This is a genomic window from Paenibacillus sp. FSL H8-0282, assembly GCF_037963825.1.
GTDB classification, from domain to species: Bacteria; Bacillota; Bacilli; order Paenibacillales; family Paenibacillaceae; genus Paenibacillus_AQ; species Paenibacillus_AQ odorifer.
This window is the reverse complement of record NZ_CP150146.1, coordinates 5,435,028-5,452,298: the sequence shown is the minus strand read 5'-3', so window position 1 is coordinate 5,452,298 and position 17,271 is coordinate 5,435,028. Positions and strand designations below refer to the sequence as shown.

The 17,271-nt window shown below is 45.1% G+C and carries 18 protein-coding genes and 1 other annotated feature; of the genes, 17 read left to right on the top strand and 1 reads right to left on the bottom strand.

Features of this window, described 5'->3' with window-relative positions; genetic code table 11:
- The first annotated feature begins 6 nt into the window (after positions 1 to 6).
- The 4 genes from murC to NST94_RS23690 all read left to right on the top strand — a co-directional run bounded on the left by murC (position 7) and on the right by NST94_RS23690 (position 5,474).
- A complete protein-coding gene (murC, locus tag NST94_RS23705) occupies positions 7 to 1,383 on the top strand; it encodes a UDP-N-acetylmuramate--L-alanine ligase (protein ID WP_036685137.1) in 1,377 nt (458 codons plus the stop codon).
- A gap of 209 nt (positions 1,384 to 1,592) precedes the next feature.
- Positions 1,593 to 2,759 (top strand): GGDEF domain-containing protein, encoded by a 1,167-nt coding sequence (locus tag NST94_RS23700; RefSeq protein ID WP_076129397.1) that lies wholly within the window; start codon positions 1,593 to 1,595, stop codon positions 2,757 to 2,759.
- Between the two features lie 18 nt (positions 2,760 to 2,777).
- Positions 2,778 to 3,950, top strand: a complete 1,173-nt coding sequence (locus NST94_RS23695; RefSeq protein WP_143765076.1) for a GGDEF domain-containing protein — start codon at positions 2,778 to 2,780, stop codon at positions 3,948 to 3,950.
- A 336-nt stretch (positions 3,951 to 4,286) separates the two neighbouring features.
- Positions 4,287 to 5,474 (top strand): glycosyltransferase, encoded by a 1,188-nt coding sequence (locus NST94_RS23690; protein ID WP_076129395.1) that lies wholly within the window; start codon positions 4,287 to 4,289, stop codon positions 5,472 to 5,474.
- 92 nt (positions 5,475 to 5,566) lie between these two features.
- Here NST94_RS23690 and NST94_RS23685 read toward each other — a convergent pair whose 3' ends face one another.
- Positions 5,567 to 6,553: a diaminopimelate dehydrogenase gene (locus NST94_RS23685; RefSeq protein ID WP_038573038.1), complete on the bottom strand. Its 987-nt coding sequence runs from the start codon at positions 6,551 to 6,553 to the stop codon at positions 5,567 to 5,569.
- 216 nt (positions 6,554 to 6,769) lie between these two features.
- On the opposite strand from NST94_RS23685, the gene NST94_RS23680 reads away from it, so the two are divergent.
- From NST94_RS23680 to NST94_RS23620, 13 genes are all read left to right on the top strand, one after another.
- On the top strand, positions 6,770 to 8,008 hold the full coding sequence (locus tag NST94_RS23680) for an SPOR domain-containing protein (RefSeq protein WP_280753787.1): 1,239 nt from the start codon (positions 6,770 to 6,772) through the stop codon (positions 8,006 to 8,008).
- 199 nt (positions 8,009 to 8,207) lie between these two features.
- Positions 8,208 to 8,453 carry a DUF4321 domain-containing protein gene (locus NST94_RS23675; RefSeq protein WP_036685144.1) on the top strand — a complete coding sequence of 82 codons (246 nt, stop codon included), beginning with the start codon at positions 8,208 to 8,210 and terminating at the stop codon, positions 8,451 to 8,453.
- A gap of 34 nt (positions 8,454 to 8,487) precedes the next feature.
- A complete protein-coding gene (locus NST94_RS23670; protein ID WP_076186081.1) occupies positions 8,488 to 9,084 on the top strand; it encodes a Maf family protein in 597 nt (198 codons plus the stop codon).
- 25 nt (positions 9,085 to 9,109) lie between these two features.
- Positions 9,110 to 9,799 carry a DNA repair protein RadC gene (gene radC / locus NST94_RS23665; RefSeq protein ID WP_036685147.1) on the top strand — a complete coding sequence of 230 codons (690 nt, stop codon included), beginning with the start codon at positions 9,110 to 9,112 and terminating at the stop codon, positions 9,797 to 9,799.
- 38 nt (positions 9,800 to 9,837) lie between these two features.
- A complete protein-coding gene (locus tag NST94_RS23660) occupies positions 9,838 to 10,872 on the top strand; it encodes a rod shape-determining protein (RefSeq protein WP_036685150.1) in 1,035 nt (344 codons plus the stop codon).
- 62 nt (positions 10,873 to 10,934) lie between these two features.
- Entirely contained in the window at positions 10,935 to 11,813 is an 879-nt protein-coding gene (mreC, locus tag NST94_RS23655; protein WP_076129391.1) for a rod shape-determining protein MreC, read from the top strand.
- Entirely contained in the window at positions 11,813 to 12,343 is a 531-nt protein-coding gene (mreD, locus tag NST94_RS23650) for a rod shape-determining protein MreD (protein WP_081386380.1), read from the top strand. Before mreC ends, mreD begins: the two co-directional genes overlap by 1 nt.
- Positions 12,344 to 12,422: 79 nt before the next feature.
- Positions 12,423 to 13,082 (top strand): septum site-determining protein MinC, encoded by a 660-nt coding sequence (gene minC, locus NST94_RS23645; RefSeq protein ID WP_036685154.1) that lies wholly within the window; start codon positions 12,423 to 12,425, stop codon positions 13,080 to 13,082.
- A gap of 5 nt (positions 13,083 to 13,087) precedes the next feature.
- Positions 13,088 to 13,882, top strand: coding sequence for a septum site-determining protein MinD (minD, locus tag NST94_RS23640; protein ID WP_036685156.1), 795 nt, complete (start codon positions 13,088 to 13,090; stop codon positions 13,880 to 13,882).
- Between the two features lie 201 nt (positions 13,883 to 14,083).
- Positions 14,084 to 14,980, top strand: coding sequence for a M23 family metallopeptidase (locus NST94_RS23635; protein ID WP_076218574.1), 897 nt, complete (start codon positions 14,084 to 14,086; stop codon positions 14,978 to 14,980).
- A complete protein-coding gene (locus NST94_RS23630; protein ID WP_076137768.1) occupies positions 14,973 to 15,815 on the top strand; it encodes a M50 family metallopeptidase in 843 nt (280 codons plus the stop codon). The genes NST94_RS23635 and NST94_RS23630 overlap by 8 nt, the downstream gene beginning before the upstream one ends.
- Positions 15,816 to 15,869: 54 nt before the next feature.
- Positions 15,870 to 17,111, top strand: a complete 1,242-nt coding sequence (locus NST94_RS23625) for an Rne/Rng family ribonuclease (RefSeq protein ID WP_038573035.1) — start codon at positions 15,870 to 15,872, stop codon at positions 17,109 to 17,111.
- Positions 17,092 to 17,259 (top strand): hypothetical protein, encoded by a 168-nt coding sequence (locus NST94_RS23620; RefSeq protein ID WP_155288184.1) that lies wholly within the window; start codon positions 17,092 to 17,094, stop codon positions 17,257 to 17,259. The genes NST94_RS23625 and NST94_RS23620 overlap by 20 nt, the downstream gene beginning before the upstream one ends.
- Positions 17,174 to 17,260 (top strand) — a sequence feature (ribosomal protein L21 leader region). Its footprint overlaps the gene before it by 86 nt.
- Positions 17,261 to 17,271: the final 11 nt, after the last annotated feature.

Sequence of the window (17,271 nt, the reverse complement as noted above, 5' to 3'; positions counted from 1 at the left end):
CGACTGTTGGATACTACTGAACGTGTGCATTTTATAGGGATCGGCGGCTACGGTATGAGCGCGATTGCCCGAGTAATGCTAGAAATGGGATATACGGTTACGGGCTCCGATGTGGCTGCCCAAGAATTGACGGATAAATTGATTGCTAAAGGTGCCAAGATTTATATTGGGCATACAGCAGAACAAGTAAAAGGTGCGGATCTGGTCGTGTACTCTACGGCTTTGTCCAGCGATAATGTGGAATGGGTGGAAGCAGAGCGTCTTAAGATTCCAATTCTGCACCGCTCACAAATGTTAGCCCGTTTATTGAACGAACGTAAAGGGGTAGCTGTTGCCGGAGCGCATGGTAAAACAACTACATCCTCTATGATCGCACTTGTAATGGAAGAGTGTGAAGTTGATCCTACGTATATTATTGGCGGAGAGATTATGAACGTCGGTACGAATGCAAAGGCAGGACAAGGCGATTATGTAGTGGCGGAAGCGGATGAGAGCGATGGCTCTTTCTTGCACTATCACCCTTGGCTTGGAATTGTCACGAATGTGGAAGCAGATCACTTGGAGAATTATGGCGGAGATTTTAACCGTCTCAAGGCTGCTTATGTACAGTTTATGAACCAGACCCGTGAAGACGGCACTGCGATTGTGTGTGCAGATGACGAGAACGTGATTTCTTTATTGCCTGAAGTGTCAGGTAAGGTGATTACTTACGGCATCAAGTCGAAGACTGCAGATTATATTGCCACAGACATCGTTCTTGGCGACCGTCAGGTTTCGTATACGATGAACCATAATGGCGTAGTATTGGGACAAATTGAACTATCCGTGCCAGGCCAGTACAATCTGTATAATTCAATGGCTGCGGTTATCGCTTGTTTGAAGTCAGGAATCTCTTTTGAAAAAATCGCTGAAGCGATCGTGAAATTCCATGGTGCGAAGCGCCGGTTTCAAGTGCTCGGAGAAGTCGATGACATTCTGGTCATCGATGATTATGCGCATCACCCAACTGAAATTCAGGCGACAATCAGTGCTGCTAAGGCAACGGGGAAACGGATTATTGCCGTATTCCAGCCTCAGCGGTATACACGTACGTTCTTCCTGCTAGATGCTTTCAGCCGCGCCTTTAGCGAAGCAGATGAGGTGATCATCACCGACATCTACTCTCCGGCAGGTGAGAAGCAGATTGAGGGGGTTACATCTGCGAAGCTGGTTGAGCTTATTGTGCAGAACAGTAACGCTGGTGCAAGACATCTGCCAACCAAAGAAGATGTGCTTGCTGATCTGAAACCTCGTATTGCCCCAGGTGACCTAGTGATTACGATGGGCGCAGGCGATATCTGGAAGGTTGGATACGCATTGGCGGACGGCTTGAAGAAGCGTTAATACAAACACAGGCCTACACGAGAATATTCATATTCTCTTGACCATAGCACTTCCCCCCGAGCTCCGTGCAGGGGGAAGTGCTTTTTTGTATACTTAAGCGGTGTATGTACATTCTAAAAAATGAAATAAATAGGGTATTTGCTGAACCAGCCATTGAGTGCTATAGTGCTGTCAGTAGAGGATCAATTTTTCCGTGTAGGTGGTGACTCATGGACTCCCAGCTTGATATCAAAACGTTAGTGTATTTATTTATTTTTGGAAATCTATTTATATTGCTGCTGATAACCAATTACCGGAGGAGCGCTCCTAAAGACAGGGCATCCACCTTATTCATACGCTCAAAGGCGGTGCAGCTGCTCTTCTGGTGTTCATTATTATTATGGGGTCATATCCCCCGCGCTTTATCCATTCCACTTAGCAACGCTTTGATTCTTTTAGGCTGCTGTCTGGAGATTATTGCTTTATTGCTGATGATGGGAATCCTTGGTCAGCGGATAAAGTTGTATTACATAACGCTTTCCATACTTAGTTCGATTACTTTTAGTATTGTAGCGATCTTCTTTCATCATTCCAGCTGGCGCATAGCCTGTACCTCATTATGGTCGATACTGTTTATTGTCTATCCAGCTTACCACCTCACGGTGAACCCCAAAGGCACCCCTCTTCAGAAGATACTCGGAATATTGTTTTACGCTTTTGCAGGGATTATGCTGCTCCGCGCGATTGTTGCATTGATCTGGGAGCCAGAGATGAACGTGTTCACAACTAATCTTTCGCAGTATTTATATTACCTGGGGATGTATTTATTGTTGATTGTGGGAGCCGCAGGCTTTATTCTACTTTCTAACGAGCATTCCTTTGTAAAACTGAAACGAATCGCTAGCTACGATGATTTGACTGGAATCCTTAACCGTGGAGCATTTCTTGAGGAAGCTGAGGTACGGCTTGAGAAGGCAGTTGCTGAGCAAGAGTACTTCTCGTTTATGCTGCTGGATTTGGATCATTTCAAAGAAATCAATGATACATACGGCCATGATACCGGCGATGTTGTTCTGGAAGAATTCGCATTGACGATTAAGGACAACCTCGAAAACAGCGATTTATTTGGCAGGCTTGGCGGCGAGGAATTTGCAGTTATCCTTTGCGGGCTGGATGAAGCTAGCTGTGACCGGAAAGCTGAAGTGTTACGAAAGGCAGTAATGAAGACGCCTACACAAAAACTTTTACAAGGCTATACAGTTAGTATAGGTGTAATTACAATCATACCGGATCAGGAGATCTGGATAAATAAGCTGTACAAGCTGAGCGATAAAGCGTTATACCAAGCCAAACAAGAAGGAAGAAACCGAGTGGTCAGATACAATTATATTTATTGAGCATGGAGAATACAGGGGGTGAAATTCACTAACATGCATCTGGATCTCAAGACACTGCTGGTCTGCCTCTTTATGTGGCAATCCTTTACGGTATTGCTTATTGTCGTCTATCGTTTGCGTTACGCGCAGGAACGGACTTCTACCTTGTTTGTCACGGCAAAATATTTGCAGCTGGCAGCTTTAATTCTCCTTTTGCTGAATGATTTCACAGACTCACGACTTCCCATTCCAATCAGTATGCTGCTTGCTTTAGCTGGAGGTACGCTGGAAAGCTTAGCGCTTCTGATGCTTCTCAGAGTTTTTGGGAGTAGGATTGAACGATATTATACGATCCTGTTCGGAGTATCCATTGTCATCGTAGTGCTACTGCATATAATTATGCCAGATGAGCGGTTGGTTATGGCTGCAACTTGTCTATTTGGGATTATGATCATAGCGTTGCCAGCTTATATATTAGCTGTGAAGATTAGAGAGACCTCTCTCCAGCGAACCATAGGATTGTTGTACTTTGTTGTAATTTTAGCGCTGGTTAGCAAGGGACTTGAACCGTTTTATTCGATGTTAGGATGGAATGCACAGACCTCTCACTGGCTGCAGATATTTTTTTATCTGGGGATTTATTTGCTTATGTTCTTAGGAACTGCAGGAATCATGCTGCTTTATAGGGAGGATTCCTTTACAGAATTGGAACGGGTGGCCACTTATGATGTGTTGACAGGTATTTTGAATCGCAGATCCTTTGTACAGCGCGCCCGGCCTTTAATAGCTGCCTCAGCGATGAAGAAGCTGCCGTATTCTTTTTTACTGCTGGATGTGGATCACTTTAAACGCATAAACGATACCTACGGCCACAATACCGGCGACCACGTTCTAAAAGATCTGGCTCATAAAATAAAACAGCAGCTTGGCAATGGTGATCTGTTCGGAAGATTCGGTGGTGAGGAGTTCACTGTGCTGCTGCATAGAGCTGATGAACAAAACAGTGATATGATTGCAGAGCGGATGCGCACAGCCGTTACAGGGGCGGTCATTCATGGTGTACCCTTGCATTACACGATAAGTGTTGGCATCATCACGGTGGATTCAGGTGAACGATACGCATTGAACACTCTTTATAAACTTAGTGACACTGCATTGTATCAGGCTAAGAAAAAGGGCCGGAACTGTGTAGTTAGAAGCTACGACAACTAAAGTGTCTTCCTTTCGACATTAAGCGAGGGAGATGTTTTTTTGTATGCAAAGAGTCGTAGTACATATTACCTAACGATTACGAATTCTATCCATAGAGCAATTCATGATTATGTATGGCGTCAAAAAAGGGGTTTTAGTCTATATTTTAGAAAATGTGGCGTTTTATAAGGGTAAATCGTGATGAATTTCTGGAAACTCAGAAAAAAACTTAAAAAATTTTAGACTTCTCCTATAAATCGACAAAACTTTTAAGTGAAATGAGTTACTATTGAACTGCATCTAAAGTTTCAGTTAGTAGATGGGGGTTTTTATTACAAAATACAAGGAGCCAGAGTCATGCGAGAAAGAATGCTGTTCCTATCAGCCCAGAATCAAAGCGCAGAGGATCTAGAAGGAGAAATGAGAACAGGGAGTATTCTCGAGATTTTGCTTGGGAAATTTGATATAGATTTGCTGACGTACGGCAGTGCCAACCAAACCGTATCTATAAATGAGCGGACGGCACTTACGGTTCATAACATTAATGAAGATTATACGACCTGGAGGCCAATGCTGCGCCCCTTACATAAACTGCGGAATTTCTCGAACTTAAGTCATATAGATAAAGATATGAAGAACACTATTTTGGAGCTTTGCCGTTCCAATAATTATAAGCATGTATTTATATCGCATGTCCTACTGGGAAAATGCATTGATATGGTGCGGAACTTGCTTCCAGAAGCCAGTGTGATCACAGATACCTATAGTTTTGCAAACGGAAGCGGAGGATCTGCCGGAGAGACAGGAAAGTTAAGCAGGAAGAATCCATATAATAAACTCAATGCCGCTTGGGATCGTAGGAATAAACGGCGATTAATGAATAAAACGGGTCTACTTTTAGCAACCTCGGAATGGGATGCACTAGCGTTCAAATCTCTATCATTTGCGGATGCCCGTAAGGTTCATGTTGTCCCCCATTTCATTAAGATGAATGAGTATGAGACTTTTGCAGAGCCTGTAACTAAAGAAAATTCAATTGTGCTGCACTGGAATATGAATATGAGACTGGGAATAGATGCAGCCCGAGTATTCTTTAAAAAAACCTATCCCATGATTAAGGAGCAAGTGCCCGATATCAAAAGTTATATTATCAGCTCAGAGGTTCACCCGGAGGTCATGACTTTGATTAAGGAAGATGAATCGGTCATAGTCACTGGATCAGTAAATTCCTCTACTGAATACATACGACGGTCTAAAGCTGTTCTCGTGCCTATCCTTGAAGGCTGCGAAGTTTCTAGAAATATACTGGAATCCTGGGCGCTAAAAACCCCGGTGGTTACTAGCTCAATCATGTGTGAGAAGCTGAATTGTGAGCATAACCGAAATATTTTGCTGGCTAATACCTCAGTTGAGGTTGTTGGAAGTGTACTGAATTTACTGAAAAATCCTGAGCTTGGCGCCATTATTGCGGATCGTGCGCATGAGACTTTGTTGAAGAATTACGAAATGAATCATGTTAAGAGTAAGATTCTTAGTCTTGTATAGAGGGTTGTCAGACATGCTGCTTGCCGCTCTGGACAACAAATAACCCGCGAGGACCCTTAAAAGTCCTACGCGGGTTATTTGTTGACAGGATTTTAGAGTAAGTTGCGGCGCAGTTCTTCTGGTGATTTCGGAGACAACATCCCAAGTGGAATATCGAAAACAGTACGCGCTCCGCTTTGACCTTCTTGACTCATACGCTGAGCAGCTCTGGCATAAGCCACAAGCACACTAGCTGTAAATTCAGGATTGCTCTCCAGCTTCAGGCCGAATTCAACAATTTGTTTCGTGCCTTCTCCTGTTACCCCACTGCGAATAACAAACCCGCCGTGCGGAATACCGCTATGCTGAGCTGCCAGTTCTTCTTCAGTGATGAAAGTAACCGTAGTATCATAATCTGCAAAATAGTTCGGCATATTCACGATTTCTTCGCGAATGCGCTCTTGATCTGCACCAGCCTCAGCTACTACAAAACACTCTCTAAGATGTTTTTCACGAGTAGTGAGTTCTGGTGTTTCACCCGCACGGATGGCCTCGATAACCTCTTGTACTGGAACAGTATACTGTACGCCACCTTTAACGCCTTCTACTCTGCGAATGGCATCGGAGTGACCTTGGCTGACGCCTTTACCCCAGAAAGTATATTCTTTACCTTGTGGAAGAATAGCTTCAGCTAGCAGACGGTTCATGGAGAACAGGCCTGGATCCCAGCCCGTAGAAATTACGCTGAGTGTTCCGCCTTGTTTAGCTGCGGCATCAACGGTCGCAAAGAACTCAGGGATTTTGGCATGAGTGTCAAAGCTGTCCACGGTATTAAACATCCGGGCAATAGCTGGTGTCTGTTCTGGCAGATCGGTAGCCGATCCTCCGCACAGAATCATAACATCTACTTTTCCCTTATATTGTTCGACGGCAGAGATATGCTCGAATTTCACACCGGTTTCACCGGCTTCCAGTTGTCCAGGCTCTCTGCGCGTAAAGATCGCAACCAGCTCGATATCTTCACTTTGGTTAATAGCCTTACGTACACCTTTTCCTAAATTACCGTAGCCCACAATTGCTGCTTGAATTTTTTGTTTCAGAAAAAGCCCTCCTAAACTGTAATGAACTAAAATCCTATTTCTAGCTTAACTAGTATAGTGCACACTTTTAGCTCTTTTTATATAGTATATAAAAGTTACATGTAATGTAAACTGAATCCGTATAACTTTCATTATTCATTTGGCTATAAAAATAGCATATCTCTCTATTGTCTATCATATATTTCCATATAGATTAGATGAGGTGAGGTGTTACTGTTGAATAACGGAAGAATGACATTCCGATTTGACGTGAATAAGGACGAGCCTAAGCCAAAACCGCAGGTAGTGGAGCGCTGGTCCAGTGGCGGACTGGGTACAGCTGAAGAATATGCAGAGGAGTTGCGCAAGGAGGTCGGTCCAGCACAGCAGCATACTTGGGTGCAAGAACCTGATCTACGCTCTATGCGTGAGGCACCACCGGAGGATGCTTACGACTATTACTCAGGAACTGTAGATCCACGCCAGCAAGAATGGGACGAACAGGATAGAGATTTCAGAAATACGCAGCAATCGTATCTGCTCTCAGATTTGGTACTGGATGATAGAGATAAATCAGCAGAGGTTTATACGGGAGGTTATGGGGGCTCATATCATACTCGTCGCCCATCGTATTGGTGGAAATTATCCCTGTCTGTGGTGGGAGCCATCGGCACAGGTCTACTGCTTGGGTATGCGGCGCTTTCCTTTTTTTATGGAGGAAACATGGATAGTAGTTCAGGAACCGGGATAACAGATACATTGACTACTTCAGGGCAGACTTCCGGAGCTAATGATCCAGCAGGTGTAGGAACCTCGGGATTGCCGGTTACGGGCACAGATGATGCCGGCAAAAACAGTATTTCTGTTCAAGTGGCTGCGCAAAGCTACTACCTGCTGCAGTATGGCGTATTCAGTACGCCGGCAGGCGCGGAACAAGCTAGACAAGAGCTGTTGGACGCTGGCTTGGCTGCGGGCTTGGACCCTGCTGACGGAAATCGTGTATATGCCGGAATGTCCTCTGACCGTGAACAAGCTAAGCTGCTCAGCAGTGGACTGAAGAATCAAGGGATTGAGCTTTATGTAAGAGAGGTGGATCTTCCCGGAGTGGAACGATTAGGATTTGCCGGAAATGCGGAGGCTGTGAATAGTTATTTTGCGGTGAGCGGACAGTTGCTCAGTGAACTAAGCAGTCAATCCGCTTCTTTGCTTAGTGGCGGACAAACGGATGCGGCAGCTAATACCTCAGCTGTGAGTGATCTTCATCTCCAATGGAGTGAAGCTGTTAAAGCTCTGGAGCAAGGCATAACGCCTGAAGCCAAAAGCATTTGCGCAGCGCTAGAGAAATCTATGAGCCAAGGAATTTCAGCACTGAGTGAATATAACAAGAACAAGGCGCAAGCCCTGCTTTGGGAAGTGCAGGAATCCATGCTGAGCTTCTTGACCAGCCAAAAACAGCTGCTGTCTGCTATGAATTGAATGCTTGGATTGCGGATTCACAAAAACAACAAGTCTCCGGGGAATTGGGGGCTTGTTGTTTTTTTCGGAGAGGGGTATCGTTCCGCAACTTTTAGGGCAAAAGGTGGTAAACATTACCGTAGGGGATTTTACGTTTGTATTGATCACCGTTTCACCGTATAATAATTAGGGTGTCAAAAAATGGCGAGGGAAGACTGAGATGAAGAAGAAAAATGTAGGAACACTGCTGTTATTTCTAATTCTAGGCTGGCTGGCTGGAGCCTGGATCGCCAAGCTGCTGCAGCCCGTAAAGGCTCTGTCTTTTCTAACAACATCGACTGTGCTCAAATGGTCTCCGCGAGCCGATTTAGACATCATAACCTATGACATCACTATTCATTTGAAATTGTGCATGCTTAGTCTCGCCGGTATTATTACAGCTGTATGGCTGTACCGCAGACTGTAACTCTCGTTACTGAGCAAGAAGGGACGTTTACAACGTGGACAACTCACCACTCATTATTCTAGCCTCAGGTTCACCGCGTCGACGTGAGCTGTTATCCTTACTGGGTCTACCCTTTGAGGTCATTACCAGCGAAGCTGATGAGAGCACACCGCCGGATTGGACGCCGGAGAGAATCGTGCGCAGTCTAGCTTTGCGAAAAGCAGAAGCCGTAGTAGCTACAGCCGGAGAGCGTAACGCAGTCATTATAGGAAGCGACACAATTGTTGTACTAGATAATACTGTGCTAGGCAAACCGGTGGACAAGCTGGACAGCAAAGCGATGCTTACCAGACTTCAGGGCCGAACTCATAAGGTATACACGGGTGTAGCCTGCCTCGGACTCCCGAATGGGAAGACTATAGTGGAGCACCGTGTTACTTCCGTAACGATGAGGGCAATGACTGAAGAGGAAATTGCTGCTTATATAGCTACGGGAGAGCCCGCTGATAAGGCTGGCTCTTATGCGATACAAGGGCTTGGGTCCATTTTGGTGGAACGAATTGAAGGCTGTTATTTCAATGTAGTCGGATTGCCTTTGTCGCTTCTTGGCGAAATGCTATCCGAGTTCGGTATAACTGTATTGAGCCGGTAGGAAGCTTGGGGAAAGAGGGATAGGGATGGAGTCGCAACCAATTATGCTGCGGGACCTCCCCCATGAAGAACGACCTAGAGAGCGCATGATGCATTATGGGGCGGAATCATTAAGTCAAGCGGAGTTGTTAGCCATTCTGCTGCGTACGGGAACACGCCGCGAGTCGGCTATTCATATTGCACAGCAGATGCTGGGGAAGATCGGTGGCCTGCGTGGGCTAGTTGACCTTAGCATCGAAGAACTGACCAAAATCAACGGTATCGGTCCTGCCAAGGCCGTACAACTAAAAGCAGGCATCGAACTGGGAAGGCGCCTTGCGAATTCCAGGTTCAATATGCCGGTCATTATCCGCTGTCCTGGGGACGCTGCTGAGATTCTGACTGAGCAATTGCGTTATTTGCAAAAGGAGCATTTTGTCTGTCTGTTTCTGAACACGAAGAATCATGTGATTGGACAAGAAACATTGTCCATGGGCAGCCTGAATGCTTCGATCGTTCATCCTCGTGAGGTATTCAGAGCAGCTATAAAATGCAGTAGCGCCTCTATTATATGCGCGCACAATCATCCTAGTGGTGATCCAACACCTAGTCCAGAAGATATTTCCCTAACTGCTAGATTGCTTCAGGCAGGTGAGATTATCGGAATAGATGTGCTGGACCATCTAATTATCGGAGATAGCAGTTTCGTAAGCTTGAAAGAAAAAGGACATATGTAATATAAATGTAGATTTACTTAGGAAAAGGAGAAATTAGCATGTTGGGTGGTTTCACAAAAGATTTAGGAATTGACTTGGGGACAGCGAATACGCTTGTCTACGTACGCGGTAAGGGTGTTGTTGTAAGAGAGCCTTCCGTTGTAGCCATTAACACTGATACTAAGACGATTGAAGCTGTGGGTGAATCCGCCAAAAAAATGATCGGTCGTACACCTGGAAATATCCGTGCGATCCGTCCGATGAAAGATGGCGTTATCGCTGATTTTGATACAACGGCTACGATGATTAAATATTTTATTCGTCAAGCACAAAAACAGCGTTCTATGTTCCAGCGTCACCCTAATGTAATGGTCTGCGTGCCATCTGGCATTACTGCTGTAGAGCAACGTGCGGTAGAAGATGCTACCAAACAAGCTGGCGCTCGTGAAGCTTACATTATCGAAGAGCCTTTTGCTGCTGCTATCGGCGCGGATCTGCCAGTATGGGAGCCTACAGGTAGTATGGTTGTAGATATCGGTGGAGGTACAACTGAAGTTGCCGTAATCTCACTCGGCGGTATTGTTACTAGCCGTTCAGTGCGTGTTGCAGGTGATGAAGCGGATGAGTCCATCATTCAATACATCAAACGTCAATACAATCTGATGATCGGTGAACGTACTTCGGAGCAGCTCAAAATGGATGTTGGCTCTGCCCTTCCTCTTGAAAAGGCTGAAACCATGGAAATTCGCGGCCGTGATCTCGTAACAGGTCTGCCAAAAACACTTACAATTACTTCTGATGAAATCTGTGAAGCTTTGTCTGACACAGTGAATGCTATTATTGAAGCTGTTAAAGTAACGTTGGAAAAATGTCCGCCAGAGCTTGCAGCAGATATTATGGATCGTGGAATTGTTTTGACAGGTGGGGGAGCTTTGCTTCGCAACTTGGATAAGCTGCTTGCACGTGAGACGGGAATGCCGGTTATTGTTGCTGAGAATCCACTGGACTGTGTAGCTATTGGAACTGGTAAGGCACTTGAGAACATTCATTTGTTCAAGAGCCGCAGCGGATCCAGTCTTCGTTCGAAGAGATAAGATGATGTTCTACCACTTGTGTAAGTCAACCCCTGTTATGGGAGAAATACTGTTGTTAGAGGGTGTTGAAACTGTTTAAACTCTTAAGCAATAAACGTCTGTTTATTCTGTTGATTACACTGGTGCTGTTCATTGTGGTAATGGGCTTCAGCTTGGCAACAAGGAAAGGCTTGTCCTGGCCGGAGAACTTTCTCAGAGATTCGACTGGTTTCGTGCAAAAAATGTTCTACAAGCCCGCTGGATATGTAGCGGGCTTGTTTGAAGATATTGGAAATCTGAGTGATCTTGCTAAAGAAAATGAACAGCTTAAAATTATGGCTGCCCAGTATGCACGTGATAAAGCCCAGTATAATTTTATTAAAGCACAGAATGAAGACTTGGAAAAAAAATGGCAATTCACTAAAGAACAGAAGAATTTGTATAAGTATGAATATCGTATTGCGCAAGTAATTAGCCAGACTACAGAACCAAGCAACAGCACCATTGTAATTGATTTAGGCTCCAAAGATGGTGTCAGACCTAATATGTCTGTTATTTCAACCGATGGTCTGGTAGGTGTTATCAGTCAAGTTAGCAATTTCACTTCTACTGTGAAACTGATGACCATGATGGACACTAATGATCCTAATTCCCAGCCGCCTATTGCGGCAACTGCCTTTAATAAAGAGGGTAAGTCCTTTGGGATGATTGAGAGTTATAATCCAGAGACGAACAGACTGCTGATGACCAAGATTCCACCTGGTGATCCTATTGCAGCGGAGGATACTATTCTGTCTTCCGGTATTGGAGGCTTGTATCCAAGGGGGTTGACAATAGGTACAGTTGAAAGCGTCGATGTTGGTGAATTTGGATTAACCTCCACAGCAGTGATAAAGCCTTCAGCAGAATTTCAGGACTGGAAGCATTTGATTGTTGTGTTTACGGAGGAGCGTGCTGAATAGTGAATATGCGCAGATCAGTTCTTATTCTGATACTGTTCCTCTTATTTATTGTGGAGGGAACCATCTTACCTTGGCTGATTCCAGATGTGTGGCAGATGCGAATCATTCCGAATTTGGTTTTTGTAGTGTTATTGTTCGTGACTATATATCATCATCGGCATACAGCACTTATATTGGGATTATGTTTTGGAATGCTGCATGATGTCGTTTTTTACGGCAGAATTCTTGGAGCACACTCTTTTGCGATGGGATTGTCGGCTTATTTAATCGGCCTTTTATTTCAGATTCCACGTGCTCCGCTGCCCCTTATGATGACTGTGGTTCTGCTTGGAAGTCTACTTGGGGATAGTATACTATTTGGTATCTATAGTGTATTTAATCTTAATCAAGAACCTTATAGCTGGGCGATTTTGAATCACATGCTGCCGACGATGCTTTTTCATTTTGCCATCGGGCTACTCTTCTACATACCGGTTCGGCGCCAGCTTGAGCTAATCAAGAAAGAAACGAATAAGGAAGAAGCGGCTTAAAGAGCTTCTATTTTCTTTCTATACAAAGCAGGAATTTAAGGGGCCCGGCACGAATGAATGAGGATAGGGGGCCAGGCATATGACAGTAAAATCCAAGCATGTAAGGATTAAGGGCATCAAGGATGGCCTGATATTCCTGCTAGACGACAAATGTCCCTTTGAAGATCTTCTGAGCGAGCTTCGCTATAAGCTGGAGCACAGCCATCAAAATATTTTAACTGGACCGATTGTACATGTGGACATAAAGCTGGGCAATCGTACCGTAACTGAGGAAGACAAGGAAGCTGTGCTGGAGATTCTTAAGGGACAGGGAAATCTGTTGATTCGATCTATAGAGGCGCTTCCAGCGCCCGGCAGTGAGGATAATGACGCATTGTTTCTGATGAGCGGAATTCTACGTTCCGGTCAGGTGCTGCACCATAACGGAAATCTTCTATATCTGGGGGATGTGAACCCTGGGGGGACCATAACCTGTTCAGGCGATATTTATATACTAGGTTCGCTAAGAGGGATGGCGCATGCTGGAGTAGACGGGAATGAGGAAGCAATTATTGCTGCTTCTTTAATGTCTCCAACGCAGCTGCGAATTGCCGATATTATTAGTCGTCCGCCCGATGAATGGGAAACCCGAGAAAGCAGTATGGAATTTGCATATTTAACAAACGGAGCTATGCAGATCGATAAGATTCATAATTTGGTCAAATTACGTCAGGATTTAAATGTGTTTAAAGGGGTGTAGCCTCCATGGGAGAAGCGATAGTCGTAACCTCGGGCAAAGGCGGAGTTGGCAAAACAACCACAACAGCCAACATTGGAACCGCACTTGCACTGCAGGGCAAAAAAGTATGTCTCGTCGATACCGACATTGGACTGCGTAATCTGGATGTAGTTATGGGGCTTGAGAATCGTATTATTTATGATCTTGTGGATGTAGCGGAAGGACGTTGCCGCCTTAATCAAGCGCTCGTTAAAGACAAGCGCTTTGATGAATTGTATATGCTGCCTGCAGCTCAAACAAAGGATAAAACGGCTGTCTCTCCTGAACAAGTAAGAGATATCATTCTTGAACTAAAAAAGGAATATGAGTATGTTCTGATCGATTGTCCGGCAGGAATCGAGCACGGCTTCCGCAATGCGATTGCCGGTGCGGATAAAGCGATTGTGGTTACCACACCAGAGCATGCCGCTGTGCGGGATGCCGATCGTATTATCGGACTATTAGAACAGTCGAGTGTGGAATCGCCGAAATTGGTGGTAAACCGTATTCGCCCAGGTCTTGTGAAGTCTGGGGATATGCTTGATATTGAGGATATATTACAGGTGCTGAACATTGATCTTATCGGAATTGTTCCGGATGATGAATTAGTCATTAAAGCCGCAAATAACGGAGAACCTACAGTTATGAATCCCGATTCTTCAGCTGCTATTGCCTATCGCAATATTGCACGCCGAATTCTAGGTGATGCTGTACCCCTGATGCAGCTTGACCGGAAACCGGGAGCATTTAAGAAACTTAAGAAATTTTTCGGCATGGCTTAATTTTTACTAAGCAATCCTATGATAAGAAGCATACACGGGTCCCACCAGTAGAGAAATCTATGGTGGGGCTTATTTTTTTGAATAAATATGAATGTATGGCATTTCCGGGATTTAAATGGTCTGTCTTGGAGGGGCTTGTTCTAAAGAGACTTCCGTGCTTCATAAAATGGAAGTAAAACAAGCCCGTCCGGAGGGATAAATATGGATCAGAAATCAGATATCAAGAATCGCCGCAAGGAGCGTATTCGTAGTTTATTGGAGGAACTCCCGGAAGTCTCAGCAGTCTCAGGAGTTTCGGAAGTCCCGGAACTAGAAATAGCGGAGGCTCCCCCTTTATTTATTATGCCGGATAAGAGTACGAGCTTTAAGGAATGGGGAACAGGATTTAAGAATGCCGATCAATCCTCTGTAGAGCCCGATCCAGAGGTGATGTGGAAAAAGAGTCGTGGAGGCTGGGAGGATAACGGCGGTGGAGGCTCAAATTTTACTGCCGGTTTTATTCGGCGCTTTGTTGCTAGTGTTCTTGTGTTTGGAGCAGTGTGGGGGATTTTTGCGGTACATCAGCCATGGTCCTATAAGATGCAAGCTTTTATTAGTGATGCGTTAAGCAATGACATGGATTTCACGGCTGTGAGAGTCTGGTATGAGGAGAACTTTAACGGAGCTCCAGCGTTCATTCCGATATTTGGGGATAAAGATGAGCCTGCTCAAAAAGTGGCCGCTCATCATCAACTCACTGCCCCGATAGCTGGGAGCATTGTCCAGCCTTTTGCTTCTACGCTAAAAGGGGTGGAAATTATGCCTCAAATCGATTCAACCTTAAATGTGACGGTGAAAAGTATAGACATGGGACGTATTCTCTCCATCTCTAAAGAGCTGGAAGGGGGCATTCGAATTGCTGTTCAGCATTCAGGCGGTGTCACTGCAGAATACGGACATTTGAGCGGCACCAAGCTGGAGGTTGATGACTGGGTGCAGAGCGGGGATTCACTCGGTTGGATGATGGAGAAGGACGTATCCTCAGCTTCAACACTATTTTTCGCAGTGATGAAAGACAAGACTTATATTGATCCTACAGAAGTGGTATCGTTTGATTAGGATCTTTGGTATCGAACTGTCACTACATCCACTGTTCGTGATCATTATGTTATTCTCCGTGGTCACGGGACAATTTCTAGAGCTGCTCACCTTATTTACGATTGTCTTCATTCATGAAATGGGACATGTCGTTGCGGCTCTTTTGGCTGGTGTTACAGTTAAGTCGGTTCAGCTTCTTCCGTTTGGCGGAGTGGCTGTTATTGAAGATCATGGGCGGCTTACAGCCAGTCGTGAGATCGGAATTGCCCTTGCCGGTCCACTGCAAAATGGAATTATGATCGTAATTGCTTTGGGACTTCAACAAGCCGGTTATGGCAATCAGGAATTTCTGACCTATTTTATTCATGCCAATGCCATGATTGGACTTTTTAATCTAGTGCCAGTGCTGCCGCTTGACGGAGGTAAAGTGCTTCAGGCCACTATTAGTTTAGTGCTTCCTTATTACTACACTTTGTTATGGACTGGACGGGTGAGTGTAGTCGCAAGTGTCCTTGTGATTATATATGCGCTGCTGCCTCTTGGAGCGGGTGGAGGCCTTAGGCTGAATATGGTCATGATCGGAGCTTTTTTGCTGTATTCGAATTTTACCGACCATCGTAATTTACCGTACCGGTTTGTTGCTTTTTTGATGAATCGGGAGGCTGTTTATGAGTATCATTTGCGAACAGGAAGCGTAGCTCGTCCAATAGTTGCATTATCTGCGAAACCTTTAGATGATATATTGCGTCTATTTAAACGTAATCAATATCATTTTATCTATGTGTTAAACGGTAAAGGAAATGTTGTTGCTGTTGTGCCGGAACAGCGCTTAATATCAACCTACTTCGGAATATAGTGTATTTATGCAGAGAATGTGAAGGAATGAACGAACGAAACCAGAGGTGAAGCCATGAAACAGATGATCGTTCACTGCACGCAGCACATTACCCGAATGGCTCTTCTGGAAAACGGAAGGCTGGTGGAGTACGCGGCTGAACGCGATCAGCAGCAAGGGTTGGTCGGCAGTTATTACAAAGGCCGTGTGATTAACGTACTTCCAGGTATGCAGGCTGCTTTTGTTGATATCGGACAGAAGAAGAATGCTTTTTTATATGTTGATGATGTATTGCATCCTAATTTGGATAAACAGCCTGATGTGAAGCCCTCTATCGAGACGCTTTTGCAGCCGGGACAGGATATTGTTGTTCAAGTGCGGAAAGAGCCAAGCGGCGGAAAAGGCGCGCGTGTAACGACTCATTATACGTTGCCCGGGCGCTGGATGGTGTACATGCCCTTTGCAGAATACGTCGGTGTCTCCAAAAAAATAAGCCGGGAAGCAGAGCGCAGTCGTCTCAAAGGAATCGGAGAACGTCTGCGAATGAAAGAAGAAGGGCTTATCATGCGGACAGTTTCTCAGGACGAGCCACATGAAGCTGTGGAGGGCGATCTTTCTTTTCTGCGTGCCCAATGGGAGAATATTACACGTAAAGCTCAGACGGTAGAGGCTCCCGCTTTACTACATCGTGATCTTAGTATTGTCCAACGCTTTATAAGAGATGCCTTTAATCCGCAACGGGATCAGTTGATTATTGATTCATCTGCCGCAGCTAGAGAAGCAACAGCCTTTCTGGACGACATGGCTCCTGAAGGGTACAAGCCAGTCTGTCTTTATAATGGAGCGGAGTCTATTTTCGCTGCTTATGGTATTCAGGATCAATTGCTCAAGAGCTTCAGCCGCAAAATCACGCTGGAGGGCGGAGCAACAATGATCTGGGATGAGACAGAGGCGTTAACCGTAATTGATGTCAACACCGCTCAATACATTGGCGGAGCATCGCTTGAAGAAACGGTTACCAATACGAATTTGCTCGCAGCTGAGGAGATCGGTCGTTTGATCCGGTTACGCGATACTGGTGGAATCATTATTGTCGATTTTATTGATATGGAACAAGAGCTTCACCGCAAGATGGTCACAGAGCGATTAGAGAAAGTGATCTGCAAGGATCGCACCAAAACACATATTTTGGGGTGGACAAGACTCGGGCTGCTCGAGATGACTAGAAAGAAGGCAAGGCATGATTCAGCCAGCTTTGCGCCTGTGATTTGCCAGTGTTGCGGGGGAACCGGAAAAGTTGGAGAATGGCTGGAATGAGTTGACGATAAGTCATAAGTATGATACTATCTTCAAGTATGTGTTTGATGCAGTTGATCCTGCACATGCTGTAACCGCTCCGATCGGGTACATAAGCGCAGTTCCTACGGGAATTCTGCCACCTAGACTAGGCGAGTCTGAGACATGAGGAGGTGCAAGT

Excerpts from the sequence above, each read along its gene's own strand:
- NST94_RS23625 (WP_038573035.1), top strand. The coding sequence starts at position 15,870 with ATGAAACAGATGATCGTTCACTGCACGCAGCACATTACCCGAATGGCT.
- radC (WP_036685147.1), top strand. The coding sequence starts at position 9,110 with ATGGAGTCGCAACCAATTATGCTGCGGGACCTCCCCCATGAAGAACGA.
- NST94_RS23690 (WP_076129395.1), top strand. The coding sequence starts at position 4,287 with ATGCGAGAAAGAATGCTGTTCCTATCAGCCCAGAATCAAAGCGCAGAG.
- NST94_RS23675 (WP_036685144.1), top strand. The coding sequence starts at position 8,208 with ATGAAGAAGAAAAATGTAGGAACACTGCTGTTATTTCTAATTCTAGGC.
- minD (WP_036685156.1), top strand. The coding sequence starts at position 13,088 with ATGGGAGAAGCGATAGTCGTAACCTCGGGCAAAGGCGGAGTTGGCAAA.
- NST94_RS23660 (WP_036685150.1), top strand. The coding sequence starts at position 9,838 with ATGTTGGGTGGTTTCACAAAAGATTTAGGAATTGACTTGGGGACAGCG.
- minC (WP_036685154.1), top strand. The coding sequence starts at position 12,423 with ATGACAGTAAAATCCAAGCATGTAAGGATTAAGGGCATCAAGGATGGC.
- NST94_RS23635 (WP_076218574.1), top strand. The coding sequence starts at position 14,084 with ATGGATCAGAAATCAGATATCAAGAATCGCCGCAAGGAGCGTATTCGT.
- NST94_RS23700 (WP_076129397.1), top strand. The coding sequence starts at position 1,593 with ATGGACTCCCAGCTTGATATCAAAACGTTAGTGTATTTATTTATTTTT.